The organism is Pseudoroseomonas ludipueritiae (genome assembly GCF_014490445.1).
GTDB classification, from domain to species: domain Bacteria; phylum Pseudomonadota; class Alphaproteobacteria; order Acetobacterales; family Acetobacteraceae; genus Pseudoroseomonas; species Pseudoroseomonas ludipueritiae.
The window spans coordinates 19,786-33,991 of record NZ_JACTUZ010000002.1 but is presented as its reverse complement, the minus strand read 5'-3'; the positions used below and the strand labels follow the sequence as shown (position 1 = coordinate 33,991).

The 14,206-nt window shown below is 69.2% G+C and carries 12 protein-coding genes; 6 read left to right on the top strand and 6 right to left on the bottom strand.

All coding sequences use genetic code 11. The features are described 5' to 3' along the window. Positions 1-34: 34 nt before the first annotated feature. Both IBL25_RS01295 and aceA read right to left on the bottom strand, forming a co-directional pair. Positions 35-193, bottom strand: coding sequence for a hypothetical protein (locus IBL25_RS01295; RefSeq protein WP_187776748.1), 159 nt, complete (start codon positions 191-193; stop codon positions 35-37). A gap of 11 nt (positions 194-204) precedes the next feature. Further along, positions 205-1,536: an isocitrate lyase gene (gene aceA / locus IBL25_RS01290; RefSeq protein WP_456315844.1), complete on the bottom strand. Its 1,332-nt coding sequence runs from the start codon at positions 1,534-1,536 to the stop codon at positions 205-207. 134 nt (positions 1,537-1,670) lie between these two features. On the opposite strand from aceA, the gene IBL25_RS01285 reads away from it, so the two are divergent. Next, on the top strand, positions 1,671-3,083 hold the full coding sequence (locus IBL25_RS01285; protein WP_187776747.1) for a helix-turn-helix domain-containing protein: 1,413 nt from the start codon (positions 1,671-1,673) through the stop codon (positions 3,081-3,083). Positions 3,084-3,119: 36 nt separating this feature from the next. Here IBL25_RS01285 and IBL25_RS01280 read toward each other — a convergent pair whose 3' ends face one another. Beyond that, positions 3,120-4,322, bottom strand: a complete 1,203-nt coding sequence (locus tag IBL25_RS01280; protein ID WP_187776746.1) for a mandelate racemase/muconate lactonizing enzyme family protein — start codon at positions 4,320-4,322, stop codon at positions 3,120-3,122. A gap of 5 nt (positions 4,323-4,327) precedes the next feature. After that, positions 4,328-5,281, bottom strand: coding sequence for a Bug family tripartite tricarboxylate transporter substrate binding protein (locus tag IBL25_RS01275; protein ID WP_187776745.1), 954 nt, complete (start codon positions 5,279-5,281; stop codon positions 4,328-4,330). Positions 5,282-5,612: 331 nt separating this feature from the next. On the opposite strand from IBL25_RS01275, the gene IBL25_RS01270 reads away from it, so the two are divergent. The 3 genes from IBL25_RS01270 to IBL25_RS01260 all read left to right on the top strand — a co-directional run bounded on the left by IBL25_RS01270 (position 5,613) and on the right by IBL25_RS01260 (position 9,579). Next, the gene (locus IBL25_RS01270; RefSeq protein WP_238940132.1) at positions 5,613-7,322 is read left to right on the top strand and encodes an alpha-amylase family glycosyl hydrolase; all 1,710 of its coding nucleotides are present in this window, start codon (positions 5,613-5,615) and stop codon (positions 7,320-7,322) included. Between the two features lie 292 nt (positions 7,323-7,614). Then, entirely contained in the window at positions 7,615-8,820 is a 1,206-nt protein-coding gene (locus IBL25_RS01265; RefSeq protein ID WP_187776744.1) for a CaiB/BaiF CoA transferase family protein, read from the top strand. A gap of 21 nt (positions 8,821-8,841) precedes the next feature. After that, positions 8,842-9,579, top strand: a complete 738-nt coding sequence (locus IBL25_RS01260) for an IclR family transcriptional regulator (protein ID WP_187776743.1) — start codon at positions 8,842-8,844, stop codon at positions 9,577-9,579. A gap of 9 nt (positions 9,580-9,588) precedes the next feature. Here IBL25_RS01260 and IBL25_RS01255 read toward each other — a convergent pair whose 3' ends face one another. Both IBL25_RS01255 and IBL25_RS01250 read right to left on the bottom strand, forming a co-directional pair. Next, positions 9,589-10,254: a TetR/AcrR family transcriptional regulator gene (locus tag IBL25_RS01255; RefSeq protein WP_238940131.1), complete on the bottom strand. Its 666-nt coding sequence runs from the start codon at positions 10,252-10,254 to the stop codon at positions 9,589-9,591. A 76-nt stretch (positions 10,255-10,330) separates the two neighbouring features. Next, the gene (locus IBL25_RS01250) at positions 10,331-11,326 is read right to left on the bottom strand and encodes a Bug family tripartite tricarboxylate transporter substrate binding protein (protein ID WP_187776741.1); all 996 of its coding nucleotides are present in this window, start codon (positions 11,324-11,326) and stop codon (positions 10,331-10,333) included. Between the two features lie 130 nt (positions 11,327-11,456). Between IBL25_RS01250 and IBL25_RS01245 the strand changes: the two genes are divergently transcribed. Beyond that, a complete protein-coding gene (locus IBL25_RS01245; protein WP_187776740.1) occupies positions 11,457-12,350 on the top strand; it encodes a shikimate dehydrogenase in 894 nt (297 codons plus the stop codon). A 14-nt stretch (positions 12,351-12,364) separates the two neighbouring features. Further along, on the top strand, positions 12,365-14,206 hold the full coding sequence (locus IBL25_RS01240; protein ID WP_187776739.1) for a bifunctional sugar phosphate isomerase/epimerase/4-hydroxyphenylpyruvate dioxygenase family protein: 1,842 nt from the start codon (positions 12,365-12,367) through the stop codon (positions 14,204-14,206).

Here is a 14,206-nt window from a genome sequence, read left to right as displayed (position 1 = left end):
GGCGCCGGTCTGGCCCCGCGGCATCAGGCCGTCCTCAGCCCTGCTGCTCCATGCGGTCGTCATGCAGCACGGTGCTGGGGGTGGGCACGCTGGCTGCCTGGGCCACGGGCAAGCAGCCTGTCGGCATCATGGCAGGCTCCTGCGCCCAGACGTGGTTGTGCACCAGGCCGTCGTCGAAATTCTCTTCGGACATGGCTGCTCTCCTTACTTCGCCGGCGCCATCTCGGGCGCGGCAGGGGTGTCGTGGAACTGCGCTGTTTCGGTGCTATGGGCCATGGCAGTGGTGCTGGAGCGGCCGCCGGAGGCGGTGGTGGCCACCGCGTCGAAATAGCTGACGCCCACTTCTCGCTGGTGCCGTGTGGCGGTGTAGCCCTCGGCCTCGGCGGCGAATTCGGCTTGTTGCAGTTCGGAATAAGCCGCCATGCCGCGTTCCTTGTAGCCGCGCGCGAGCTGGAACATGGAATGGTTCAGGCTGTGGAAGCCAGCCAGGGTGATGAACTGGAACTTGTAGCCCATGGCGCCGATCTCACGCTGGAACTTCGCCGCGGCTTCCTCGCCCATCTTCCGCTTCCAGTTGAAGGAGGGCGAGCAGTTGTAGGCCAGCATCTTGCCCGGAAATTCCTTGTGGATCGCTTCCGCGAAGGCGCGGGCGTCATCCAGGTCAGGATCGGAGGTTTCCCACCACAGCAGGTCGGCATAGGGCGCGTAAGCCAGCCCGCGCGCGATGGCATATGGCTTGCCGACACCGGGCTTGATGCGGAAGAAGCCCTCGGGCGTGCGCTCGCCGCTGATGAAGGGATGGTCGCGTTCGTCCACGTCGCTGGTCAGCAGTTGCGCGCTTTCGGCATCGGTGCGGCAGAGCAGGAGGGTGGAGACACCTTCCACATCGGCGGCCAGTCGCGCGGCATTCAGCGTGCGGATATGCTGCGAGATCGGCACCAGGACCTTGCCGCCGAGATGGCCGCATTTCTTCTCGCTGGCGAGCTGGTCCTCGAAATGCACGCCGGCGGCACCGGCCTCGATCATGGCGCGCATCAGCTCATAGGCATTCAGCGGGCCGCCGAAACCGGCTTCGGCATCCGCAATGATCGGCGCCATCCAATGCGTGGTGTCACCGGCATTCTCCAGATGCGCGATCTGGTCGGCGCGGCGCAGCGCGGCATTGATGCGGGTGATGACCCTGGGCACCGAATCAACCGGGTAGAGCGACTGGTCCGGATACATCTGCCCGGCGGAATTGGCATCCGCCGCCACCTGCCAGCCGGAGAGATAGATGGCCTTCAGCCCCGCCTTGACCTGTTGCAGCGCCTGATTGCCGGTCAGCGCGCCCAGCGTATTCACATAGGGTTCGGTCTGCAGCAGGTGCCAGAGCCGGCGGGCGCCCATCTCGGCCAGGGTATGCTTCACGCGGAAGGACCCGGCGAGGCGCTCCACGTCCTCGGGCGCATAGTCGCGCCGGATGCCGGCGAAACGCTCGGGGCCCGGCCCGGCGGCGATCCCGTCAGGCAGCATGGTCGGGGTGGGGGCAGGGCGCATGGGACTCTCCTTTGGCGTTTCCACGAGTCAAATATTCACATTGCACCCGCGTTCTGCACGGCTCATTCTGCCTAAGTCATTGCAATGATGTGCATTCTTTGACAGCGGAGGCCGCCGATGTGTGAAGCTTGTAAATGTCCCGCCCGCTGATTGGCCGCACCATCCGCCGGTTTCGGCAGGACAAGGGAATGACCCAGCAGGCGCTGGCGCAGCGCCTCGGCATCTCCGCCAGCTACCTGAACCTGATCGAGGCCGATCAGCGCGGTGTCACGGCCTCCCTGCTGTTGAAGCTGACGGCCATCCTGCAGGTGGATCTCGCGGCGCTTTCGGGCCAGTCCGAGCGGCAGCTCGAAGCCGCCCTGCGGGAGGTGATGACCGATCCGGTGCTGGGGCTCGAAGCGGTGCCGGAGGCGGAGTTGCAGGCCATGGCCGGCAGCGCGCCCAATGCTTCGCGAGCCGTTCTCGCCCTCTACCGCGCCTGGCGGGTGGCGCGCGAGGATGCCAGCGGGCTGGCGCTGCCGAGCGGCCGCCGCCTGCAACTGCCGGCCGAGGAAGCGCGCGACTTCTTCCAGGACCGCGCCAATCATTTCCCGGCGCTGGAGGCCGTGGCCGAAGAGATCGGCGCCGGGCTGGCCGCCACGCCGGCGGAACTGAACCATGCCATCGCCCAGCGACTGCGACAGCGGCATGGCCTGGTGGTGCGGGTGGGGCCGCTGGAGGGCAGCCTGCGGCGCTTCGATCCGGCGGCCCGGCTGCTGGAACTATCGGAATCCCTGCCGCGCGGCAGCCGTGGCTTCCAGATGGCCTTCCAGCTCATGCTGCTGGAAGCACGGGGCGTGGTGGAGGAGGTGATGGCCCCCGCCGCGCCATCGTCACCCGAGGCCGCCGCATTGATCCGTATCGGTTTGCTGAACTACGGCGCCGCGGCGCTGCTGATGCCCTATGCGCCTTTCCTCGCTGCCGCCCGGGAGGTCCGCCACGACATCGACCGCCTCCGCGCCCGTTTCGGCCAGGGTTTCGAGCAGGTGGCGCACCGCCTTTGCACCTTGCAACGGGAAGGGACGCGGGGGCTGCCCTTCTTTTTCCTGCGCACGGACCCGGCGGGGAACGTGGACAAGCGCTTCTCGGCGGCCGGCTTTCCCTTCGCGCGCTTTGGCGGTTCCTGCCCGCGCTGGCTGCCGCATATCACCTTCGCCAGCCCGGAGCAGCTCCAGGTCCAGATCGCGGAACTGCCCGATGGCGCCAGCTTTCTTTGCTTCGCCCGCACGGTCACCGGCCCCGCGATGCGCTGGGGGGAGCCGCCGCCCCGGCATGTCGTCACGCTGGGCTGCGATATCTCGCATGCGGCGGAGGTGGTTTATGCGGATGGGATGGATCTGCAGGCCTGCCGCGTCGGCATCGGCCTGTCCTGCCGCCTTTGCGACCGCGCCGATTGCCGCAGCCGCGCCTTTCCGCCGCTGGAGCACCGGCTGGCCCTGGACCCGCATGAGGAACGCATGGCGCCCTGGACCTTCTCCGGCCCGCGGCAGGCCGACCCGCGATCTTGAAGCGCCGTGGCCCCGGCAGGGCCACGGCCAGTTCGGCTAGGTCGCGACCGCTTCCCGGACGATGGTGCCAGGGCGGTCCTTCAGCCCCGGCGCCAGCCGCGTGCCGAGGCCGGGGGCCTCCGGGGCCGCGATCATGCCCTGGCGCAAGGCCGGCAGGTCGGTGACGAGGTCGCGGTACCAGGTGCTGATCGCTGCCCGCACCACTTCCTGGAAGATCGCCGTGGGCGCGTGCAACGCCAGGTGCAGCCCGGCCCAGAGCGCGACGGGGCCGGTGCAGTCATGCGGCGCCAGCGGCTTGGCATGGGCCTCGGCCAGGGCGGCGATCTTGCGCGCCTCGGTCAGCCCGCCGCACCAGGACAGGTCTAGCATCACGATATCCGTCGCTTCAGCCGCCAGCAGGTCGCGGAAGGCGCGCTTACCGCCAAGCGTCTCGCTGGCGCAGATCGGCACGCGGGTGCGGCGGCGCAGCTCGGCCAGCGCCTTGATGTCGTCCATCTTCCCGATGGGGTCCTCGGCCCAGTAGATGCCGAAGGGCTCCAGCGCCTGGCAGATGCGCTCGGCGGCGGGGGCGGACCACATGGAATGCATCTCGCACATGATCTCGATGCGGCCGCCCACCGCCTTGCGAACCTTCTCGAAGGGCTCAAGGCCTTTCTTCAGTTCCTCCAGCCCGATCGACTGCCCCTGCGTAGCGGCGGCGAAGGGGTCGAAGGGCCAGATTTTCATGGCGCAATAGCCCTCCGAGAGGAGGGATTCGGCCAGCACGCCGGCATCGCGGTTGAAAGCCACCTGGTCGTCATAGGGGCCGGCCAGGGCGTCCCCGGCGCCGATGACGCGCTGGGCGCCACGGCTGTTGTAGTCATAGCCGGCGCAGGTGTTGTAGACGCGGATGGCATCGCGGCTGGCGCCCCCCAGCGCCTCGTGCAGCGGAATGCCGTGGCGCTGCCCGGCGAGGTCCCAGAGCGCGATATCCACTGCCGCCGCCGCCCGCGTCTCGGCCCCCGAGGCGCCGAAGCCGACATAAGGCGTCAGCAGGTGGCGCGAGACCTGCTCGATCCGCCGCGCGTCGCGGCCCAGCAGCCAGGGCGCCACCTGCTCGTGCAGCACGGCCTCGACCGCCTGGGCACCGCGGAAGGCCTCGCCCAGGCCGGTCAGCCCGTCCTCGGTCTCGATTTCCACCCAGATCAGGTTGGGGCGCTCCGGCAGCCGGATGGTGCGAAGCTTGGTGATGCGGCTCATGCTTGTCACTCCGCGCGGATGCCGTTCTGGCGGATCACCTCGGCCCAGCGAGCGATCTCCGCATGCATGTGGTCGGTGGCCTGTTGCGCGCTGCCGCCGAGCGGCGCCACGCCCAGTTCGGTGAAGCGGCGGCGCAGGGCCGGGTCGGCCAGCGCCTTGCCGAAGGCGGCGTTGAGATCGGCCAGGGTGCCCGAGGGAACCTGCGCCGGCGCGATCAGGCCGAACCAGCTTTCGATCACCACGCCCGGCACGCCCGCCTCGGCGAAGGTCGGCACCTCCGGCAGCTCTGGCGCGCGCTGTGCCGAGAGCACGGCGATGGGCCGCACGGCGCCGCTGCGCAGATGTGGCAGGATGGAAGGGACATTGTCGAAGAAGACATCCACATTGCCCGCGATCAGGTCCGTGGTGGCAGGTCCGGAGCCGCGATAGGGCACATGCACCCAGTCCAGCCCGAAGCGGCTGCGCAGCATCTCCGGCCCCAGGTGGTTGGAGGCGCCGACGCCGGAGGAGGCGAAGCTGATCGCCCCCGGGCGCGCCTTTACCAGCGCCAGCACATCCTGCAGCGTCGCCGCCGGCAGGCCGGGCCGCACGGTCATGACATTCTGCACCGATCCCACCAGGATCAGCCCGGCGAAGTCCTTCTTCAGGTCGAAGCCCTGCTGCGGATAGAGCGAGGGATTGGCGCCACAGGGGCCGAAGGCGCAGAGAAAGAGGGTGCTGCCATCGGGCGCCCCGCGCGCGGCCTCGGCCAGGGCGATATTGCCATTGGCGCCGGGCTTGTTGTCCACCACCACGCCCTTGGCCAGATGCGGCGCGGCGGTCTCCGCCAGCAGGCGGGCGACGATATCGGCCGTGCCACCGGGCGGCGATGGCAGGACGATGCGGACCGGCCGGTCAGGCAACTGGGCCTGGGCAACGCTGATCAGCCCGCAGAAGAGCAGGGCCGCGAGGCGCAGCATGGCGCGTTTCTCCCGTTTATTGTGCCTGGCAGGCTAGGCGAGGTCCTGCGGCCTGGGAAGATCTGCAATAGCAGATAGTGGCGGATGGCTTTGTCTGGCCGCTGGGTTCGGCATCAGCGCCTGGGGGCGCTTTTCTCTCGCCTGCGATGCACGTCGAAGCTCCGGCTCATCATGATCTGGCCTCCAGCAAAGCTCTGGAAGGCTACCTTCCTATCGATCACGAAACTGTGAGAATTTGGTTGACCCGTGTGTGCCCGGGTCCGTAAATCAGCCCGGCTGCCCCGGAGCAGGCCGCCATTGACCCTTGGGGCAGGGGTCGAGGAACTGTCTGTTGAACAACGTCGCTGTTGGCTTCGATACGCCTGAATTCCGCCTGCTGCAGAGCGGCCAGCTCCTGTCCCGGCCCGGACTTTCCACTGAGTGGTGGCGCGGGGCGGTGATTTATCAGGTCTACCCGCGCAGCTTCGCCGACGGGAATGGCGATGGCATCGGCGACCTGCCCGGCCTGCTCGCGAAGTTGGACTACATCGCCGGCCTGGGCGTCGATGCCATCTGGATCTCGCCCTTCCAGCGCTCGCCGCAGGAAGACTATGGCTACGACGTGTCCGATTATCGCGATGTCGATCCGCTCTTCGGCACGCTGGAGGATTTCGATCGCGTCCTGGCCCGGGCGCATCAGCTCGGGCTGAAGGTGCTGATGGATCAGGTCTGGTCGCATTCCAGCAACCAGCACCCCTGGTTCCTGGAAAGCCGCGCCTCCCGCCACAACCCCAGGGCCGACTGGTATGTCTGGGCCGACCCCGCGGCGGATGGCACGGCGCCGACCAACTGGCTTTCAGTCTTCGGCGGCCCAGCCTGGAGCTGGGAGCCCCGCCGCCGCCAATATTACCTGCACCATTTCCTCAGCAGCCAGCCTGCCTTCAACCTGCACAACCCCGCGGTGGTGGAGGCGCTGCTGGAAGCCGGCCGCTTCTGGCTGGACCGTGGCGTGGATGGCTTCCGCCTCGATGCCGTGGACTGGATGTGCCATGACCCGGAACTACGGAACAATCCCAGCGTCCATCAGGCGGGCCAGCCCATCCCCGCCAAGCCCTTCGGCATGCAGTTGCACCAGCACGACCTGCTGCACCCGCACACGCTGGAGGTCATCCGCAGCATCCGCGGCCTGCAGGACGAATATCCCGGCGTGACGACCCTGGCCGAGATCTCCAGCCAGGACGGCGCCTTCGACCGGCTGCGGCGCTATACCGGCGAGGGCATGCTGGACATGGCCTATACCCTGCGCTTCATGAAGGGCAACCTGAGCCACGAGACGGTGGCCTCGACCCTCCATTGGATGACGGAGCATCAGGAGGGCTGGCCCTGCTGGTCCTTCAGCAATCATGACGTGGAGCGGGTAGCCTCCCGCTGGAGCCCCGCCGGGGAAGAGCCGGGCCAGCCCCGCCCGGAATTCCTGCGCCTGCTGATGGCCCTGCTGCTGAGCCTCCGTGGCAGCATCTGCATCTACCAGGGCGAGGAGCTTGGCCTGCCGGAAGCGGAGCTGCGCCAGGAGGACCTGCGCGACCCGTTCGGCATTGCCTTCTGGCCGGACTACAAGGGCCGCGACGGCAGCCGCACCCCCATGCCCTGGCGGCAGCATGGCCCGCATCTCGGCTTCTCCGAGGCGCAGCCCTGGCTGCCGCTGCCGGAAACGCACCGCGCCCTGGCGGTCGAGGCCCAGGCGCGGGAGCCGGGCTCGACCCTGAACGCATGGAAGGATTTCCTCCGGTTCCGGCAGAACCATCCCGCCCTGGTGCATGGCATGTTGGAGCATGTCGGAACGCCCACGCCGCTGGTGTGCTTCCGGCGCCTGCTCGATGGAGAGGCGCTGCTCTGCGTCTTCAACCTCAGCGCGGTGCCGCAGGAACTCGGCAGGCCGGCGGGCGAGACGCTGGAGCCGCTCTGGAGCCATGCGGCGCGGCTGGAGGATGGCTTCGGCCGCATCCAGCTCGGGCCCTGCGGAGCGATGATCTGCCGCCTGAGCCAGCCCTCCGGGGGCTGAACGGGATCGCTCGACCGCACCGGCCGAGGGCACGGATGCCTCCTTGACGCAGGGCTGAGGCTTTCCTGAAGGCCGAGGCGCAGGGGAGGGAACGTCAGGCCCGGTTTCCGCCACGCCGGGCGCTGGTGCCCAGCCACCGACAAGATCGCTGCGCCGGCGGATGCCGCCGAAGCAGCCTCATCGCTGCCCTGCTTGACCTCTGTGACGCCCCCGGTTCTCATGGATGCAACGGCGTTCTGTACAATGGAACAGTACACCTCCACCCACCATGCCTAGTGCAGGGACCGAAGCGATGACCGAAGCCACCGTCCTGCCACTGTCCGGCATCCGTGTGCTGGACCTGACCAATGTGCTGGCCGGCCCTTTCTGCACCTACCTGCTCGCCCTGATGGGCGCGGAAGTGGTGAAGATCGAGCAGCCCGGCCGGGGCGACCTGGCGCGCCGCCTGGGCGCCGACCCGGAGGCCGCCGCGCGCGGCATGGGGGCCTCCTTTGTCGCGGTGAATGCCGGCAAGCAGTCGGTGACGCTCGACCTGAAGCACCCCGAGGGCAAGGAAGCCTTCCGGCGCCTTGTCGGCACCGCCGATGCGGTGGTGGAGAATTTCCGCCCTGGCGTCATGGACCGCCTGGGCCTGGGCTGGACCGTGCTGTCGGAATGGCGGCCCTCGCTGGTCTATTGCGCCATCTCCGGCTTCGGTGCCGATGGGCCGATGGCGGGGCGCCCGGCCTATGACCAGATCGTCCAGGGCATCGCAGGGGTGATGAGCGTCACCGGCGATGCGCATTCCGCGCCGCTGCGCGTCGGCTATCCCGTCAGCGACACGACCGGCGGGCTGACCGCCGCCTTCGCGCTGGCCTCGGCGCTCTTCGGCGCGCGTGCCACGGGGCAGGGCCGGTATCTGGATGTCTCGATGCTGGAGGCGACCCTGGCCAGCATGGGCTGGGTGGTCTCGAACCACCTGAATGCCGGTGTCGATCCGGTGCCTATGGGCAATGACAACTTCACCGCGGCGCCTTCCGGCACCTTCCGCACCGGCGACGGCCTGCTGAACATCGCCGCCAATGAGGACAGGCAATATGCCGCCCTGTGCCGCCTGATCGGGCGGGAGGATCTGGTCACCGACCCGCGCTTCGCCGCCCGCCAGGCGCGCAAGGTGAACCGCGCGGCCCTGACCGAGGCGGTGGAGGCCGCCCTGGCCGCCCGTGGCGCGGCGGAATGGGAAGCGCTGCTGGTCGCCGCCGGCGTGCCCGCCGGGCGCGTGCTGAGCGTGCCGGAGGTGATGCAACAGCCGCAGTTGCGGGACCGTGGCTTCGTGACAGAATTCCAGACGGAGGAGGGCGCGCAGCGCGTCACCCGCGCCGGCTTCCGCTTCGGCGATGGCAACCCGGCCCCCCGGGCGCCGGCGCCGCAACTCTCGGCCGATACCGACCGCTGGCTGTCCCGGCTGGGCTATGACGCGGCCGAGATCGCACGGATGCGCCGGGACGGGGTGGTCTAGGCGCCACCGGCTTCCCCCGCCATGCCGAGGAAATCGCAGCACCCTTCCCAGGCCGAAGCCAATGCCGCCCCCGGCGGCACTGCCGCGGTGGACCGCGCGCTCAGCCTCCTCTGTGCCTTCACGCCGGAGCGGCCGCAGCAGGGGCTGGCCGAGCTGGCCTCGCGCACCGGCCTCTACAAGAGCACCGCGCTGCGGCTCCTGGCCTCGCTGGAACACGCGCAATTCGTGCAGCGCCTGCCGGATGGCGTCTATTGCCTCGGGCCCGCCTTCAGCCGGCTCCAGGCCGCCTATGCCGCTTCCTTCCGGCTGGAGCGCGTGGTGCTGCCGGTGCTGGAGGAGCTGGTCCGGCGCACCGGGGAAAGCGCTGCCTACCATGTGCTGAAGGGCAGCGGCGCGGAGGCGGTGCGGATCTGCCTCTACCGGGTGGATTCGCCGCACCCCATCCGCGACCACATCCGGGCCGGCGACGTGCTGCCGCTGCGCAGCGGCACCGGTGGGCGGGTGCTGCTGGCCTTTTCCGAACCCTTCCTGCCACTGGCGCCGGAGGAGCAGGAATTGCTCGCGGAGATCCGCCACCGCGGCTACCACGCGGCGGTGGGGGACAGGCTCGCGGAAGTGGCCGGCATCTCCGCCCCCGTCTTCCGCGCCGATGGCACCCTGGCCGCCGCCGTGACGCTGACCATGCCCGGCAGCCGCTACCGGGAAGCCTTCATCGCGCCCGTGCTGGAAGCGGCGCGGGCGCTGGGCCGGGTTGTCTGACGCGCGGGCTCAGCCCGCCTCGCGCAGCACATAGCCCAGCACCGCATCCCCCAGCATCTGCTTGTGGCGGCGCTTGAGCCCGGCATCCTCCAGGTCGCGCCCGAAGAGGCGGCCAAAGGTGTGGCGGTTGGAGACGCGGTAGAAGCTCACCGCGCTCATCATCAGATGCACATCCACCGGGTCGATGCCCGGCTTGAACAGCCCTTCCCGCTCCCCGCGCCGCAGGATGGCCTCCAGCACCTCGATCACCGTGCTGTTGAGGTTCCGGATGATCTCGGACTGCGCGATGTAGCGGCCGTGGTGGATGTTCTCGATGCTGACGAGGCGGACGAAATCCGGGTGCTCGTCATGGTAGTCGAGGGTGAATTCGGCGATGCGCCGGATCGCGTCCAGTGGCGAGAGGGATTGCAGGTCCAGCTCCCGCTCCAGCGCCCGGATGCCGGCATAGGCCTGGCCCAGCACCTCCAGGTACAAGCCCTCCTTGCTGCCGAAGTAGTAGTAGATCATCCGCTTGGAGGTCTGCGTGCGCGCCGCGATGGCGTCCACGCGGGCGCCGCTGAGCCCGTGCTCGGCGAATTCCTCCCGCGCCACCCTCAGGATCTCCTGCCGCGTCCGCTCCGCATCCAGCTTGCGGGACCGTGGGGGAGGGGGCGCGGTGTCCTGGTTCGGCGGCAACTGGGGGTATCCTGCAGCGGGCACGAAGCCACAGGATACCACCGGCGGCGCGGGCTGTCGCGCCGGCGCCATCCTCCTACTCCGCGGTGATGCCGCGGGTGCGGATGACTTCACCCCACTTGGCACTCTCGGCCTCCAGATAGGCGGGGAAGTCCTCGGGCGCGCTGGGGGTCGGGAAGTTGGAGGCCTGGCGCAGGCGGCCCAGCACCCCTTCATCCTTCATCGCGGCGGTCAGGGCGGCGTGCAGCTTGCGCACGATGGGCTCCGGCGTGCCGGCCGGGGCCAGCAGCGCGAATTGCGAGGAACACTCGAAGCCCGGCAGGCCGGATTCCGCGATGGTCGGGATCTCCGGCACCAGCGGATTGCGCTGCAGGCTGCTGACGCCGATGGCCAGCGCCTCCTTGGACTGGATCAGCGGCAGCGCCGTCACGGCATCCACAAAGGCCATCTGCACATCGCCGGCCAGCAGCGCCTGCACGGCCGGCGCGCCGCCGCGGTAGGTGACGTTCATCACATTGATGTCCGCCATCTTCAGGAAAAGCTCGGTGGCCAGATGGGCGGAGGAGCCGGCGCCGGAGGAGGCATAGCTCAGCTTGCCCGGCTCCGCCTTGGCGCGGGCGATCAGCTCCTGCACCGTCTTGATGCCAAGCTGCGGGCGGACGCAAAGGAAGATCGGCGTCTCGGCGATGCGGCCGATCGGCGTGAAGCTCTTGGCGTCGTCATAGCCCTTCTGCGGGAAGAGATGCGTCGCCATGGCGTAGGTGCTGTTGACGCCCATCAGCAGCGTGTAGCCATCCGGCCGCGCGCGGGCGACATAAAGATGGCCGATGGTGCCGGAGGCGCCGGCGCGGTTCTCCACCACCACCTGCTGGCCGAGTTCCTTAGACATCTGCTGCGCCAGCAGGCGGCCCACGAAATCGGTGGAGCCGCCGGGGGCCCAGGAGACGACGATGGTCACGGGGCGGTCAGGATAGCTGCCGGCCCCCTGCGCCCGCGCCGCGCCGCGCGGCACCAGACCCGTGGAGGCGGCAAGGGCGGCCAGGGCGGCACCGCCAAGCTGACGTCGATTCATCGGAACGTTCCTTGTTTTCTCCCGGATGCGGCGTTGAGTCCGCATCGCGCCGCGATGCTTCAATCGCGTTGACGAGTACGTACTAGTTAGTTCATGAATTTGGCAAGCCAGAAATTCCGGACCCACGATCGTGTCAGCCAGCAGCCTCCAGCCCACCTCTGTCACGACCCGCGTCGCCCGCCCCCAGCTGCTGCTGGGGCTGATCGGCGCCGGCATCCAGCTCTCCCGCACGCCCGCGATGCATGAGGCTGAGGGCACCGCGCAGGGCTTCAACACACTCTACCGGCTGATCGACCTCGACCAGCTGCACCTGGGGCCGGATGCCTTGCCGGAGCTGCTGACGGCCGCCGAGCGGATGGGCTTCAACGGCCTCAACATCACCTATCCCTGCAAGCAGGCGGTGATCCCGCATCTGCATGAACTCTCGGAGGAAGCACGGGAACTGGGCGCGGTGAATACCGTGGTGCTGCGGGAAGGGCGGCGGATCGGCCATAACACCGATGCCTCCGGCTTCGCCGAAAGCTTCCGGCGGCAATTGCCGGGGGTGCCGCTGGGCCGCGCGGTGCAGCTTGGCGCCGGTGGGGCGGGCGCGGCCGTAGCGCATGCGGCGCTGCGGCTGGGTGCCGGGCAATTGCATCTCTTCGACCAGGACCCCGCGCGGGCGGAGGCCCTGGCGGCCAGTCTGGTCGCGCATTTCGGCCCCGGCCGCGCCCGGGCGGGCGGCGAACTGAAGGCCGCCCTCGCGGCGGCCGACGGGCTGATCCATGCCACCCCCACCGGCACCGCCGAGCATCCCGGCCTGCCGCTGCCGGCCGAATGGCTGCACCCGGCCCTTTGGGTGGCGGAGATCGTCTATTTCCCGCTGGAGACGCCGCTGCTGCGCGCCGCCCGCGCCCTGGGCTGCCGCACCGCGCATGGCGGCGGCATGGCGGTCTTCCAGGCCGCCGATGCCTTCCGCCACTTCACCGGCCGCGAGCCGGACGCGGCGCGCATGACCGAAACCTTTCTTTCCTTCGACCGATAGGCGGAACCGTCCCGATGCCCCATGCCGCGCGCCGCTTCCCCCGCTCCATCGCCACGGTCTGCCTCAGCGGCACATTGCTGGACAAGCTGGAAGCCGCCGCGGCGGCCGGCTTCGACGGGGTCGAGATCTTCGAGAACGACCTGCTGACCTTCGACGGCTCCCCCGCCGATGTGCGCCGCGTGGCGGAAGGGCTCGGCCTCGCCATCACGCTCTTCCAGCCCTTCCGCGACTTCGAGGCCATGCCGGAGCCGCAGCGCGCCCGCAACATGGACCGTGCCGAGCGCAAGTTCGACGTGATGCAGGCGCTGGGCACCGATCTCGTGCTGGTTTGCAGCAATGTGCAGGAAGCCGCGATCGACGACGACGCCCGCGCCGCCGCCGACCTGGCGGAAATGGCCGAGCGCGCGGCACGCCGGGGCCTGCGCGTCGGCTACGAGGCCCTGGCCTGGGGACGCCATGTGCGCCGCTGGGGCCATGCCTGGAAGATCGTGCGGGAAGCCGGGCATGATTCACTCGGCCTGATCGTGGACAGTTTCCACACCCTGTCCATTGGTGACGACCCCGCCGGCATCGCCGATATCCCGGCAGAAAAGCTCTTCTTCGTGCAACTGGCGGATGCGCCGCGCCTGAGCATGGATGTGCTCTCCTGGAGCCGGCACTTCCGCAACTTCCCTGGCCAGGGCGAGCTGGATGTCGGCGGCTTCCTCGGCGCCGTGGTGCGCTCCGGCTATCGCGGCCCCATTTCGCTCGAAGTCTTCAACGACGAGTTCCGCTCGGCGCCGGCGCGGTTGAACGCGCGCGACGGGCTGCGGTCCCTGGCGCTGGCGGAGGCGCAGGCTGGCGTGCTGGAGTTGCCGGCGCCGCCGCGCAGCAGCGGCTTCGCCTTCCTCGAATTCGCCGTGGACCCGACGGCGCGGGCCAAGCTGGCCGCCTTCCTGGAGACCCTGGGCTTCCGCCTGGAAGGGCAGCATCGCAGCAAGGATGTGCTGCTCTACCGCCAAGGCGATGTCAGCCTGGTGCTGAACAGCGAGCAGGACAGCGCCGCCGCCGAGCATTTCCAACTTCACGGCCCTTCCGTCTGTGCCATGGCGGTGCGGGTGGACGATGCCGCCCGCGCGCTGGAACGCGCCCGCGCGCTCTTCTGTTCCGAATGGCAGGAGCGGCGGCGGCCGGATGAATGGCCCCTGGCCGGCATCCGCGCCTCCGACGGCACGCTGGTGCTGCTGATCGACGAGGCCGAGGCCGCGACCTCCTGGGAAGACGACTTCCTGCCGCTGCCGCATGGCGCGGAAGGGCCGCTGACCCGGGTGGACCATGTCGCCCATGCCCTGCCCACCGGCAGCATGGACAGCTTCGTGCTCTTCTGGCGCGCCGTCTTCGGGCTGGAGCCGCAGCCGATCCTGGAGATCGCCGATCCGCAGGGGCTGATCCGCAGCCGCGCCATGGTCAGCGCCGATGGGGCGTTGCGGCTGCCGCTGAACATCTCCGAAAGCCGCAACACCACCACCGGCCGCTTCCTCACCGCCTTCGCCGGCGCGGGCGTGCACCACATCGCCTTCGAGACCACGGATATCTTCGACGCGGTGCGCCGGCTGCGGGAAGGCGGATTCGGCACCCTGCCGATCCCGCCCAATTATTACGACGACCTCGCCGCCCGCTGGGGCCTGGAGGAGGCGCTGCTGGAAGAACTCCGCCGGCACGACGTGCTCTATGACCGCGATGCCGGCGGCGAACTCTTCCACGTCTATTCGCGTGCTTTCGAGAGCCGCTTCTTCTTCGAGATCATCGAGCGGCGCGGCGCCACCGGCTTCGGCGCCGCCAATGCTGCGGTGCGGATGGCGGCGCAGGCGCGCTAA